11 protein-coding genes, 1 tRNA gene and 1 riboswitch are annotated in these 12,859 nt (G+C 68.7%); of the genes, 3 read left to right on the forward strand and 9 right to left on the reverse strand.

Annotation, left to right across the window (positions count from 1 at the left end; genetic code table 11):
* Window positions 1–43: 43 nt before the first annotated feature.
* Both ACWD3H_RS19065 and ACWD3H_RS19070 read right to left on the reverse strand, forming a co-directional pair.
* Window positions 44–493: an ATP-binding protein gene (locus ACWD3H_RS19065; protein WP_451955891.1), complete on the reverse strand. Its 450-nt coding sequence runs from the start codon at window positions 491–493 to the stop codon at window positions 44–46.
* A gap of 156 nt (window positions 494–649) precedes the next feature.
* Entirely contained in the window at window positions 650–2,521 is a 1,872-nt protein-coding gene (locus ACWD3H_RS19070) for a PAS domain S-box protein (protein ID WP_451955892.1), read from the reverse strand.
* Between the two features lie 125 nt (window positions 2,522–2,646).
* On the opposite strand from ACWD3H_RS19070, the gene ACWD3H_RS19075 reads away from it, so the two are divergent.
* Window positions 2,647–3,207, forward strand: coding sequence for a methylated-DNA--[protein]-cysteine S-methyltransferase (locus tag ACWD3H_RS19075; protein ID WP_343970715.1), 561 nt, complete (start codon window positions 2,647–2,649; stop codon window positions 3,205–3,207).
* Window positions 3,208–3,222: 15 nt separating this feature from the next.
* Here the strand turns inward: ACWD3H_RS19075 and ACWD3H_RS19080 are convergent, their stop codons facing one another.
* The 6 genes from ACWD3H_RS19080 to ACWD3H_RS19105 form a co-directional block, all read right to left on the reverse strand.
* The gene (locus tag ACWD3H_RS19080; RefSeq protein WP_451955893.1) at window positions 3,223–4,569 is read right to left on the reverse strand and encodes a purine-cytosine permease family protein; all 1,347 of its coding nucleotides are present in this window, start codon (window positions 4,567–4,569) and stop codon (window positions 3,223–3,225) included.
* Window positions 4,560–4,672, reverse strand: a riboswitch (TPP riboswitch). (Overlaps the previous gene by 10 nt.)
* Before the next feature lie 217 nt (window positions 4,673–4,889).
* Window positions 4,890–5,759 (reverse strand): hypothetical protein, encoded by an 870-nt coding sequence (locus ACWD3H_RS19085; RefSeq protein WP_451955894.1) that lies wholly within the window; start codon window positions 5,757–5,759, stop codon window positions 4,890–4,892.
* Window positions 5,760–6,284: 525 nt separating this feature from the next.
* Entirely contained in the window at window positions 6,285–6,608 is a 324-nt protein-coding gene (locus ACWD3H_RS19090) for a rhodanese-like domain-containing protein (protein WP_355560794.1), read from the reverse strand.
* Between the two features lie 239 nt (window positions 6,609–6,847).
* Window positions 6,848–7,453 (reverse strand): TenA family protein, encoded by a 606-nt coding sequence (locus ACWD3H_RS19095; RefSeq protein WP_350913977.1) that lies wholly within the window; start codon window positions 7,451–7,453, stop codon window positions 6,848–6,850.
* Between the two features lie 15 nt (window positions 7,454–7,468).
* Entirely contained in the window at window positions 7,469–8,035 is a 567-nt protein-coding gene (locus ACWD3H_RS19100; protein WP_355560797.1) for a DM13 domain-containing protein, read from the reverse strand.
* Between the two features lie 136 nt (window positions 8,036–8,171).
* Window positions 8,172–9,242 carry an LCP family protein gene (locus ACWD3H_RS19105; RefSeq protein WP_451955895.1) on the reverse strand — a complete coding sequence of 357 codons (1,071 nt, stop codon included), beginning with the start codon at window positions 9,240–9,242 and terminating at the stop codon, window positions 8,172–8,174.
* A gap of 474 nt (window positions 9,243–9,716) precedes the next feature.
* On the opposite strand from ACWD3H_RS19105, the gene ACWD3H_RS19110 reads away from it, so the two are divergent.
* Window positions 9,717–11,192, forward strand: coding sequence for a hemolysin family protein (locus ACWD3H_RS19110; protein WP_451955896.1), 1,476 nt, complete (start codon window positions 9,717–9,719; stop codon window positions 11,190–11,192).
* Window positions 11,189–12,223 carry a hemolysin family protein gene (locus ACWD3H_RS19115; protein ID WP_355566164.1) on the forward strand — a complete coding sequence of 345 codons (1,035 nt, stop codon included), beginning with the start codon at window positions 11,189–11,191 and terminating at the stop codon, window positions 12,221–12,223. Before ACWD3H_RS19110 ends, ACWD3H_RS19115 begins: the two co-directional genes overlap by 4 nt.
* Before the next feature lie 496 nt (window positions 12,224–12,719).
* Here ACWD3H_RS19115 and ACWD3H_RS19120 read toward each other — a convergent pair.
* A tRNA-Leu gene (locus tag ACWD3H_RS19120) sits at window positions 12,720–12,802 on the reverse strand.
* Window positions 12,803–12,859 lie beyond the last annotated feature (57 nt).

Below are 12,859 nucleotides of genomic sequence, written 5' to 3' on the forward strand. Positions count from 1 at the left end.
CCGCTTCATGACAGGCGAAGCGGGACGGCACCCGACGGAAGGACTATCCGCATTCCCTGAGGGCGGGTTCGGGGGTGGAAACATGGCCGTTACCTACCGTGTCGACCGCCGTGACCACCGCCCAGACCGTGGTGATGTCCCCCTCGTGCCTGACTCCCCATGTCGAGGCCAGATATTCGACGATTCCGAGGCCTCGCCCTCCCAGGGAGGAGAGCGTCGGGCGCCCTGCCCTTGGCTCGGTGGCCGCGCCACCGTCACTCACCGCAACCTCGACCTGCTCCTCGGTCCAGTGCCATGACACCCTGATCTGCCCCGACGGCAACGGGTGCGCGTGACGCAGCGCATTACTCAGCAACTCGCTGACCACGAGCACCGCGTCGTCTATAGCGGTCTCGTACACACCCCGTTCCTGCAGGTCAGAGCAGAGGCGTTGGCGTGCGACAGCGACGCTGGACGGTGCATACGGCAACAACACGACGCTCGACGCACTCACCTCCCCGTATGCCTTTCCCCCCTGAGGAACTCACCCCAGTACGACCGAAATGCCCCGTTAGATAGCCTCGGAAACCGAGCAGCAATTACAGCTTGTGCACATTCGACAATAGATCAGCGGATCCGTTACCGACTCGTTACCGCCTTGGCGTGTCGATCAGGTAAGAGCGTCCGGCGTGTCGGCGATGCGGAGTGCCAACCTCATCCGGGTGCCGCCCGCGGGGCGTGGATGCGCCGACACCTCTCCTCCCTGGGCCCGTGCCAGGCTGCGCACGATGTAGAGACCAAGCCCGACTCCACCGAACCTGCGGCGGTCACCGCTGTCCGCCTGGACGAAGCGGTCGAAGACGCGCTCCCTGCTGGCGTGGGCGATGCCCACGCCCTCATCGTCCACGACCAACACCACCCGGTCACCATCCAGCCATGCCTCTACCCTGATCAGACCACCGTCCGGCGAATATTTGAAAGCGTTCTCCAGCAGCTGGGCCAGCAGGATATCGGTGGCCAGCGCGTCGCCGGAGACCAGGGGCAGGTCATCGGGAACGTCGACCTCGACCCGGTGCAGATCCGACAGGATCGGCAGGCCCAACGTGGCCCCCCGCACCAGCTCGGCCAGGTCGAAGCCCTCGATCCTGAGCGTGAGCTCGCCGGCCCCCGCGCGCGAGCCCAGCAGCAGGTGGTCCATGAGCTGGCCGAGGGAACGGGCCCGCTCGGCGATGATGTGCACCGCGGCACGGCGCTCGGCGTCGGTCATGCTGTCCCAGCGGTCGTCGAGGGTGCCGGCGAAGCCGCGGACCACGGTGATCGGGGTGCGGAGCTCATGGCTGGTGGTGGCCAGGAAGAGATCCTTGGCCTCCTCCAACTCCTTCGCGCGGGTGATGTCGCGGAAGTCGACCACGATCTCGCCCGTCTCCACGATCTCCGCGCAGAGCACGTCCAGCCAGATGCCCGAGGGCAACTGGATGGTGAGCTTCTCTCCCGGTGCCGGGAGCTGGAACGGGGGCGGACCGCCGATCACCTCGGCGGAGTGGAAGCCGGTCAGCTCGCTGGCGGCCGGGTTCCACTGGACGACCCGGCCCAGCTCGTCGAGGACCGCTATGCCGTCGGCGCTGGCGTCGAACACCGCTCGCTCGTGGGCCCGCTGCCGTACGGCCTCCTGGTAGGCCATCGCGTTGCCCACGGCGATGCCCGCGTGACCCGCGAGGAGCTCCAGCAGCTCCAGCTCCAGGTGGCCCACCTTGCGCTTGGCGAAGAGCGCGTACAGCGCGCCGTACGGTCGCCCGCCCATGGCCGCGAGACCGAGCGCGATGGTGTGCAGGCCGGGCAGCTGCGACCAGATCAGCTCGTCCAGCCGGTCCTGGTCACCGGTCTCCAGCAGGATGGTCCTGCCCTCGCGCAGCAGCTTGCCGACCAGGCTGGTGCGGAGGTCCGCCGTGGAGTTCCGCATCGAGCCGGGAAGGTTGTGGCGGGCCACGAGGCGGAGCCGGTCGCCCTCGATGAGCACGAATCCGCCCGCGTCGGCCCCGGTCAGGTCGGCGAGGCTGGCCGCGATCCGGTCGAGCACCGCGGGCAGCTCCAGCTCGGCGTTGATGTCGGCGACAACGTCGGTGAGCCGGCGGACGAGCTGTGCCCGGCGGGCGTTGCGGTCGTTGGCGCTCTCGTCGTCCTGGGCCAGGTGGTAGACGCTGACATAACCGCTGAGGGTGCCGTCCCGCGAGGAGAGCGCGCCGGTGTCGATCCGCAGGTCGAGCAGGCTGCCGTCCCGGCGGAACCGCTTGGTCCGCAGCGACACCTGGCCACCGGTGCGGACCTTCTCCAGGACCGCGTTGTGCTCGGCCATCAGCTCCTCGGGAACCACCGGAACCCGCCGGCCGACCGTCTCCTCGGCCGGCCAGCCGAAAAGGCGCTCGGCCGCGGGATTCCAGGCGATGACCGTCTGTTCACGATCAATGGCGACGATCGCGTTGGGCGCGTCGGCCACGACCGCCCGGCCGATGCCCCCGTCGTTGTCGGCCGTGTAGTCCACCACACACCCATAGTGCCGTCTCAACCGGCCTGATCTTGGCACTTTCGTCCCGCACGTGTTGCCACTGGCCGGGCGATCCGTCCGATACTCTGCGGTCACCACACACCTGGATACGAAAGGGTGGGGCCATGTCATCCGGCGACATCGATGCATTGCTACGGGTGACCTCGCCCGACTACGTCGGCACGAGCCATCCCGACATCGCGTTCGGCACGCTCGACGGACCGCTGGGGCGTCTTACCCTCGCCGTGACCGGCCGGGGTGTGGTGGCCTGCAGCTACGAGGACGAGAACGTCGTCTTCGAGCGGATCAGCAGGGAGGTCGGCACCTTCATCGGGCCGGACCCCCGGCGGCTCGACCCGGTCCGCCGGGAGCTGGACGCCTACTTCTCCGCCCGGCTCCGTGCCTTCACCACAACGGTCGACCTGCGCCTGGCCACCCAGTTCTCCAGGACGGTGCTGCAGATGATGCTCTCGGTGCCGTACGGGACGGTGACGACCTACCGCGAGATCGCCGAGCGGATCGGCAGGCCGCGGGCGCTGCGCGCGGTCGGCAACGCGCTGGGCAGCAACCCGGTGTGCGTCATCGTGCCGTGCCACCGGGTCGTCGAGAGCGAGTCGGTCCTTGGCGGGTACGCCGGGGGCTCGGCCGCCAAGGAACGCCTGCTGCGCATCGAGTCCCGCGCGTAGCGCGCCTCCGCCCGGTCAGGGACGGCGCCGGAGCGCACCGGTGCCCAGGGTGACGAGACCCGCGACGAGGAACGCGCCGACCGCCGCGCTCATCCACGGCTGCGGGACGAAGCCGAGCAGGTCACGGGCATCGGTCCAGAACGAGGTCCACCAGGCCAGCTCCGGGGCGGCCGGCAGCGCGGCGAGCATCCACCATGCCGCGAAGCCCAGCAGCCACGGGGCCACCATGAGCCAGCGCGAGGGCGCGCTGTCGGAGGTGTCCCAGCGCCTGGCGCCGCCGAGCAGGAAGTAGTCCACGGCGAGCACCGCGAACATCGGCACGAAGACCGCCCCGATCAGGCTCAGGAACGCGGTGTAGGTGTCGACCTTGACGAAGATCGCGAGCAGGGTGACCAGTACCCCGATGACCACGGAGATGACCCTGCGGTCCAGCCTGGGCATCAGGTTCTGCAGTGACATGGTGGTGGAGTAGACGTTCACGAACGACTGGTCGGTCTCCCGGAGTACCAGGATGCCGAAGAACAGCGGGCCGAGCGCCGCGGCCACGAAGGGGTCCCAGACCCGTTCGGTGTCGTTGCCGACCAGGGCGAGCGCCGCGATTCCCAGGACCAGGCAGGCCACCTGGGTGATCGTGTAGCCGCCGACGACACCGGTGAACGTGGCCCTGCCGGACCTGGAGAACCGGGCGAAGTCCGCCGCGACCGGCACCCACGAGACCGACAGCGCGATCACGTAGTCGACCGAGGGCGCGAAGGCCTCCCACGATCCACCGCCGATGGACGGTCCCCGGCTGAACAGGGCGACCGCGAACCAGATCATCGAGACGACCACGCCGGCGGTGACGTACCGGCGGAGCAACCGGACCGCTCCCAGTGGCCGGATGCTCAGCGCGGTGGTGATCACCCCTCCGACGACCACCCAGACCGCGTAAGGCACCTCGATCCCGAAGGATCCGGCGATGGCCTGGGCGCCCTGGGCGATGACCCAGAGCTCGAACGCGCCCCAGCCGAACATCTGGATGATGTTCAGCACGGTCGGCAGGTACGAGAGCCTGGCGCCGAACAGCCCGCGGAGCAGGACCATCGCCGGAGCGCCGGTCCGCTGCCCGGGAATGGCGGCCAGGCCGACCATCGCGGTGCCGATGACGCTGCCCACGACGGCGGCCAGGACCGCGGCCACGAAGCTCAGCGGCCGGTCGCCGAGCGGATCGATCAGCGCGATCGCGCCGGAGAATCCGAGCAGGCTGACCCCCAGGTTGGCCCAGAGCGCGCCCTGGTCGAGCACGCCGAGCTCCTTGGGAGGAGCCTCGTCGAGGGTGAGGGGAGCCTCGGCTGACTTGGAGTCAACGACGGCAGGCGACATCACACGCTCCCTACGCCGGCATTACCCGGACAGGTTCATGCGGTCGGCAGCAGCTGTAGCTGCCCTCTCAGCCTGGTTGCCCCAAGCTCCCGCGCTGGTTGATACGCAAAGCCGAGATCACCCCAGCTCGCGCCCATCATGATGCACCATCTGTCTGGATTCGGCCAGCGCGGGGTTCGCGCGACCGTCTCACGAGACGAGTCCGTGCACATCCGCAGAAGTACAGCTACGTACGTAGCGGTAGCTGTACTTCACGGCTGTTGTGCGCCACGAGGTGAACCGCGCCGAGTCTCCACGAAACCCGGCGCGGTTCAGCGTGCTCAGCGCGCTCCTGGTTTGTCTGGCAATCGCACGACGGCGGTACCGGCCTGGGACTCGCCGAACCCCCAGCCTGCGACAAGGGAGCAGCCGACCGCTTCCAGGACATCGGTCCACGGCCAGTAGTCGGCGCCGCAGTAGAAGCCGCCCTCGCTGCGCGCGTCGTCCTCGGTGAGGCAGAGCATGCGGAGATGGTCGCGGAGCGCGGGATGCGTGACCGCGCTCAGCCTTTCTTCCCAGGGCTCGTCGGCGGAGCGGGCGTCATCCATGTCGTGAATCGACACCAGGTGTTCGGGGCCACGCTCGGTGAACGTGGCGGCCCGCATCGCATCGGTGAGAGTGCCATCGGTGGCGACGCGCAGCAGCACGGTCAGCCAGCCGTTCAGTTTCTTGGATTTCTTGTTGGTCAGGTCGACGCCATGGCGGCCCAGGAGCGGTCCCAACTCCGCGCCGTGCACCAGCACTTCACCGGCTTCATCGACCGAGGAGACGGTCCGCAGGTCGGCGACGAAGGTGTCGTCGAACGGCCGGGGGCCCTTGTGCCCGCCGTCGCCCCACGGTCCCGTTCCTGCCAGGAGTTCGGCGTCGAAGCGGAACAGCGACTCGCTCAGGTTGAACTGCCATGCCCAAGGGGAGAAGGGGTACTCACCGTCCGAATCCGGAAGGTGCCTCGGCTCCCGACCTGACAGCGCGTCAGGGGTGGCCCAGGGATTCGGGAACAGGAACTCGTCGAGGGGGTCCGAGGCGTAATACACCCCGTATCTGGCGGCGGGGTCGACGGTCGGCTTTCCACCGAGCAGTATCTCGAAGGCACTGGCCAGCGCGGCACCCCACCCGCTGAGGTCAGTCGCCGGGTCCGTCTCGGGTGTCACGATGAGCACTCCTTCGTGTCGTGTCGCGTGGGTTGACGCAAGGTATCGGCCGCCATTGGCACTTCCCGGGGCCAATGGCGAAGTCCGCCGCAAAGGCGGACGTGATACTTCCAGACTCGTTGCTTATCGGCATCGGTAAAACTACGTAACACGGATCCCGGGTTCGAAAACACGCACTTAGGGGTTCTCAGCCAGGCTAGTGCCGTACTTCGTAGCTGTACGGACGCCAAAGGGGCCACCTACGCCACCTGTAGGTGGCCTCTGACCTGCGCAGGGGCCACGCGATGGGCCGTGACGGCACTGTCCGGACAGGTTCATGCGGTCGGCGGCGCGTCGGAGGATCTGTGCGACCCTCTGCGTGGTTCCGCCCTCTCAGCCCGGTCACGCCCGAGCTCCCGCAGTAGATAATTCGCCCCGATTATGCCGTTTATTCCTTTCTTGGCAAGGACCGCCTCCTCGATAGACGTCGTCTCAGGCCCCCCGGGCCACTGAAACCACTCAGACCACTGAGACCACTCAGGCCGCTCAGGCCACGAACGGGTCCTGACCGCTCTCGGCGACCATCGAACGCCCCGCCACCTCCCAGGACTGCATACCGCCGCCGACGTTGATCGCGTCCCGGCCCACGTGGTTGAGCCAGGCGGTGGCGTTGGCGGAACGGCCGCCGACCCGGCAGATCACGTAGACGGGCGCGTCCTTGGGCACCTCGTCGACCCGGGACTGCAGCTCACCCAGCGGGATGTGGACGGCTCCCGGCGCGTGCCCGGCACGCCACTCGTCGTTCTCGCGTACGTCGAGCAGGAACGCGTCATCCGGCACGGCCCGTACCTCGACCTCAGGAACACTCATGCGCCCATTGTTCCAACTCCCACACCTGATGGGTGCGCAAAGCCTCTCGGACGCCCTCATCCGGACTCTCAATTTCCCCTGATAGTGAGCTAATTCACCACAACTGACCGACTGGATCGGCCAACCTTCGGCGCCCCGTGGCCGAAGGATCGGCGAGACCGCTGCCGAGGAGAGCGGAGCCGAAGGCGAGGGAAGTCAGGAGGCCGGGAAAGACGAAAACGGGCCACGAGGGGACGGGCTCAGGGCACGTCCCAGAAGGCGAGTTCGTGGGCCATTCCCTCGGTGAACAGCTTTCCCGCCCTGCCGGGATCGGGTGCCGCCTCGTCGATCATCACGGCGATGCGCTCGGTCAGCTCGGCGAAGGCCGGGTGGGCGTAGGTGTCGACCCAGGCACGGTATCGCGGCTCGTCGGGCGGGTTCTCGGCCAGGGCCCGACCGAGCGTGGAGTAACCCCACATGCAGGGGTAGAGCGCGGCCAGGCCGTCGGCGTAGACGGCCGCGGAGTCGAGCAGGAAGGAGGTGTAGGCCGCACAGGCAGGCCCCTTTCGCACCCCGCCGAGATCGGCGCCGAACTCCGCGGACAGTGAACGGTGCAGGTTCAACTCCTCGTGGAACGTGGCGTGGGCCAGATCCACCAGGTCGCCCAGGTGCCCGTCAGGGGCCTGCCAGGCGAGTCGCGAGAAAACCCGGACGTAGTCGAGCAGGAACAGGTAGTCCTGCTCCAGCCAGGACCGGAACACCGGCTCGGGCAGGTCCCCTCGCGCGATGCCGACCACCGTCGGGTGCGCGAGCTGCACCTCGACGAGCGGGCGGCCAATGGCATGCAGTTCCTCGGAAACACTCATAATCCGGGCATTGTGTCAGGTGAGGGCGGCGGCGCCGAAGGAGACGCCGAAGCGCTTGCACCAGATGGTGACGCTCTTCAGGCTGTCGAGGTCGGCCCCTGCGGGGATGGCGTAGTTGGCGTTACCCCGGTTGCCCTTCAGCTCGCCGAGTTCGAGGTGCTTGCCGTCGTCCAGGTTGAACCATCCGGCCCTGCCCTCCTTGACGGGCTGGTCACTCAGCCAGACCCGCAGATCCGGGCCGTCGGAGGTGTCCAGGTCCTCGATCCGCAGGACCCGGCTCCCATCCGGGAGCTCCAGCACCCTCGCCTTGCCCGTGGTCTCGTGCTCGTGGGAGATGAACGTGCCCTTGGCCAGATTTTTCGGCTCCTCGGGTGCCTTGGCGGGCTCGCTCGCCCCGTCTTCCACCACCGGGGTCGCCTCCGGCCCGGAGGTCACGGCCACGGCCGGCAACGCCTCGTTCACCTCGACCGTGGTGAACAGGCGCCAGGGCTGGAACAGGTAGAGGGCGACGCCGAGCACGACGGTACCGACCGCCAGAACGCCCCACGTGGCGGGGTGTCGGAGCAGTCTTTTGATCCTCATCGAATACCTCCGGCGTGGGGCCCCGGCTCTGGTCCTCGAGGCCGAGACCGGCCTCGGGATCGACGCTACCGGTGCCGTGGTCGCGCGCCGCTTACGGAGTGCTTACGACCACGGCACCGGTAGCGTCGATGGACGCCTACTTGGCGAGGACGTCCTTGGGGACGGGCTTGTCCTCGGCCAGCGCGTCGAACAGGCGCAGCGCCTTCTCCCGATCCCACTTGACGACCGCCTGACCGTTGATGGTGGGCAGGGAGCCGACCGGGACGACGGTGGTGACCGGGTTGTCGCCCATGGCGAGACCGAGGGAGAGCAGGTCGAAGGCGCCGGTCTCCTCGCCCACGGACACCGAGTCGGCGGCGCTCAGCGCGAGCGGCACGGAGGTGAAGGGGTTGATCAGGACCCCGGGGCTGGCCGCCTTCTTCACCACCGCGGAGAAGAACTGCCGCTGGCGCTGGGTCCGGTCGAAGTCCGGGATGGCGCCGGTGGCACGGGTACGGACGTAGCCGAGGGCCGTCCCGCCGTCCATGAGCTGGAGCCCCTTCTTCAGGTTGATCCCGGCCTTGGGGTCCTTGATGGCCTGCTTGACGTCGATCTCGACCCCGCCGATGGCGTCGACGATGCCCACGAAGCCGCCGAAACCGATCTCCATGTAGTGGTCGAGCCGCAACCCGGTCACCTTCTCCACGGTCTTGGCCAGCAACTTGGGGCCGCCGTCCTGGAAGGCGTAGGCGGCGTTGAGCTTGTCGCTGCCGTGGCCGTCGATCGGCACGTAGGAGTCACGCGGCAGGCTGACCAGGGTCGGGCGGCCGTCACCGTCGGGGATGTGCAGCAGCATCATCGTGTCGGTCCTGCGGCCCACGGCCTTGCCCGTGGCGAGCTTCTTACGCTGTGCCGCGGTCAGGCCCTCCCGGCTGTCGGAGCCGACCAGCAGCCAGTTGGTGCCGGGGGTGTCGGCGGGCCGGCCCTCGTAGTCGGCGAGCGCCTCGATCCTGGTCAGCCGGGAGTTGATCATGAAATATCCGCCGATGGCCACGACCAGCAGCACGACGAGCAGCCCGGCGAGGATCCGCACGATCAGCCTGCCCGGACGCTTCGGGCGCCAGCCCGGCAGCCGCGGCCCGCCGCCACCACCCGGGCCGCCGGAGCCGTCGGAGGGGGCGTTCAGCGGTCTGACCGGGCTGGAGCCCGACCTGGCCTTGCCGTACACCCGCGAGCCTCCTCGTGGGGGCGGTACCTCCTCGCCCGCGGACGTCCCCCGCCGGGCGGACCCCGCCGGCCCGCCCGGCAAGGGGTGGGCGGGCTGCCCGGCCGCTCGCTGCGGCGCGGGCCCCGGCGTGGGCGACCGCAGCGCGCGAGTGCGATCGTCGTCTTCGGGCCAGTCAGCCACGTCGTGTCCCGCCACTTCTTGATCTCATGGTGAAAACGTCATTATCGACGCTACGTCGCGGCTCACGCGCATGCCGCAGGGTCCCCAAGGTTTCCCTATGTAAATGTACTCAGACAGGTTGTTAGCCACCGACAATGCGATCGTCTGCTGATCCGGAAACATCAACCCCTACCCGGATCGTTACGGTAGAGAACTACCTCTGCTCGAAAGGATGATCGTGTCCACTCCGGACTCGTGGAGTACCTGCCCGTGCAAACGCACGGGAACCGCTGAACCGACCGGGAGAGCTACCCGGTGAACACGGCTCTGGGCCTGCTGGCCGTACTTCTGCTCACCCTCGCCACCGGCTATTTCGTCGCCCAGGAGTTCGCCTTCGTCGCAGCGGACCGCGGTGTGCTGCGTGAGCAGGCCGACTCGGGCGACGTGGCCGCGGAACGGGCGCTGGAGGTGACGGGACGCCTGTCGTTCATGCTGTCGGGCGCGCAACTCGGCATCACCGTCACCGCGCTGCTCGTCGGTTTCATCGCCGAACCCGCCATCGCCACGGTCATCCGCCCCTGGCTGGAGGCCGCGGGAGTCCCGTCGGGCGCCGTGCCCGGCATCGCCGTGGCACTGGCCGTCGCGGTCGCCACCGTCATCCAGATGGTCCTCGGCGAGCTCGCCCCCAAGAACCTTGGCATCGCCCGTCCCGAGCCGGTGGCGAAGTTCCTCGCCCGCTCGACGTTGATCTACCTGCGGATCGCCGGACCGGTCATCCGGCTGTTCGACTCCGCCGCCACCGGCCTGTTGCGCCGGGTCGGCGTCGAGCCGGTGGAGGAGATCGAGCACGGCGCCAGCCCCGAGGAGCTGTCCCGGATCATCTCCGAGTCCGCCAGCACCGGCGACCTGCCGCCACGGCTGTCGGAGCTGCTTGAGCGCGCGCTGGAGTTCGGCGACCGTACCGCCGAGGACGTCATGGTGCCGCGTCCCCGCGTGGTGCTGCTGAGGGAGGAGCGCCCGATCTCCGACCTGATCGAAGCCGTCCGCAGGCACGGTCACTCCCGCTACCCGGTGCTCTGCGACCAGAACGGCGACGACGTGGTCGGCGTCACCGGCGTGCGCGAGCTGCTCAAGTCGGGGCTGAGCACCGGGACGCTGGAGAAGATCACCCGTCCCGCGCTCCTGGTGCCCACCTCCCTGCCGCTCCCCGTCGTGCTGGAGCGCATGCGCGCCGCCCGCGACGACCTGGCGTGCGTCATCGACGAGTACGGGGGCCTGGCCGGCGTGGTCACCGTCGAGGACCTCGCCGAGGAGCTCGTCGGCGAGCTCGTCGACGAGAACGACCCGGAGCCCGCGGGGGTCGTCGCGGGTGAGGAGGGCACCTGGGACCTGCCTGGCACGCTCAGGCTGGACGAGATCGAGCGGGCCATCGGTCTGCAGCTTCCGGAGAGCGACGACTACGACACCGTCGCGGGCCTCGTGCTCGCCACCCTCGGCCGGATGGCCGAGCCCGGTGACAGCGTGACCGTCACGCTGACCCTGCGGAACGACCCCCTGGAGAACGACGGCGCCGACGAGAAGGACGCGCTGCTCACCGTGCTGTCGGTGCACCGCAGGGTCCCCGAGTGGGTACGACTGTCGCTCGCCGTACCGCAAAAGGACGATCCCGTGGGGGAGGCGACGCCGGGAACGGCGGGGAGAGAGGATGATCCGGCGATGACCGCGCCGCAGATGATCGAGCCTGTCCCGGAGACTTCCATGATCGAGCGGAGCGGGGTGAAGCGACGATGAGCACCACCGCCGCCCTACTGCTCGGTGTGGCCCTGCTGATCGGCAACGCCTTCTTCGTCGCCGCCGAGTTCGCGGTGATCTCAGCCCGCAGGCACCGTCTGGAGGAGCTCGCGGGCAAGGGCGGCCGGTTGACCCGGATCGCCGCCCGCGCCGCCGTGCGCGGCGGCAGGGAGCTCTCCCTGATGCTGGCCGGTGCGCAGCTGGGCATCACGCTCTGCTCGCTCGGTCTGGGCATGGTGACCGAGCCCGCCGTCGAGCATCTGCTGGAACCGGTCTTCGGCGCGGTCGGCGTGCCCGAGTCGCTACGGGTCCCCATCTCGCTGATGATCGCGCTGGCGATCATCACCTTCCTGCACATGGTGGTCGGCGAGATGGCTCCCAAGTCGTGGGCGCTGACCCATCCCGAGATCGCCGCGATGGGTCTGGCCCTGCCGTTCCGCGGCTTCACCTGGGTCGTCAGGCCGGTGCTCGCCTCGCTCAACGGCCTGACCAACGGGATCCTGAAGCTGTTCGGCGTGCATCCCAGGGACGAGCTGGCCACCACCAGGACCCCTGTCCAGCTGGCGATGCTGGTCGGTGAGTCGGGCCGGATGGGGCTGCTCGACCGGGACGAACACGACCTGCTCACCCGGGCCCTGCGAGTCCACCAGCAGCCGGTCGAACGGTTGATGCTGCCGCTGGCCAAGGCCACCTCGGTGCCCGGCGACGCGACGGGCACGCACATCCGCGAGGTGGCCGCGCGCGACGGGCACCTGCGTCTGCTGGTCACCTCCGGCCAGCCGCGCGACGTCCTGGGCGTGGTGCACATCAGGGACATCCTCGTCCGGCCGGATGCCAGCCCCGCGGAGCTCGCCCGGCCGGTGCCCCGCCTGGACAAGGCCACCACGATCCCCGACGCCGTCTCCGCCCTCCAGGACGCCCACGCGCACCTGGGTCTCGTCACGGACGACGGCGGCGAGGTGGTCGGCATGGTGAGCCTCACGGACCTGCTCGGCGAGATCCTGGGCGTCCGGGTGCTCGCGACCCGCTAGTGCGGCGGCCGGGGCCCCTCACCGGCCTCCTGGGCACTCCGTGCCGAGGTCGCCCCCGAGGCGCCCCGCCGTCGCACCCGGTGAACACCGGTGGGTGCCGGTAGGTGCCGCACCTGTGGGACCACCTCGTCCCGGATCGGCCCGCCGATCCATCGACTCGGCGGGCCGGCGGACGCCGCGGGCCGGGGGAGATCCTCTCCCCCGGCCCGTTTTCTCTGTCAGCGTAATAAGTCAACCGGCAAACCCATGCAAGTCATCCGAAAGCGATCAGCAAGCGTGGACGGGTAGAACGGGAAGGCGTGCCGCACTGCCCCAAAAACCACAAGACCCATACGTAAGCCCCGAGACTTCTCTATAACGGAGCGAGCGGCTACCTTGATCGATGATCGACTCGGTCCGCCACGAGACCTCATGGATGGCTCAGATGAATGCGCGGTTTCCCAGGAGACGGAAAGACCCCGGTCGCGGTATCCGCGTAACCGGGGTCATGATCTTGTGGGCGAGGAGGGATTTGAACCCTCACGTCCTTTCGGACACACGGACCTGAACCGTGCGCGTCTGCCGTTCCGCCACCCGCCCTTGTTGGGTGCGGTCGAAACATTAGCACGTATCAGCCGGTACCCACGAACCCGGATA

It is taken from the genome of Streptosporangium sp. NPDC002607 (genome assembly GCF_053592655.1).

Coding starts and splice junctions, on each gene's coding strand:
- ACWD3H_RS19075 (WP_343970715.1), top strand. CDS start 2,647: ATGTCATCCGGCGACATCGATGCATTGCTACGGGTGACCTCGCCCGAC.
- ACWD3H_RS19090 (WP_355560794.1), bottom strand. CDS start 6,608: ATGAGTGTTCCTGAGGTCGAGGTACGGGCCGTGCCGGATGACGCGTTC.
- ACWD3H_RS19100 (WP_355560797.1), bottom strand. CDS start 8,035: ATGAGGATCAAAAGACTGCTCCGACACCCCGCCACGTGGGGCGTTCTG.
- ACWD3H_RS19080 (WP_451955893.1), bottom strand. CDS start 4,569: ATGTCGCCTGCCGTCGTTGACTCCAAGTCAGCCGAGGCTCCCCTCACC.
- ACWD3H_RS19115 (WP_355566164.1), top strand. CDS start 11,189: ATGAGCACCACCGCCGCCCTACTGCTCGGTGTGGCCCTGCTGATCGGC.
- ACWD3H_RS19095 (WP_350913977.1), bottom strand. CDS start 7,453: ATGAGTGTTTCCGAGGAACTGCATGCCATTGGCCGCCCGCTCGTCGAG.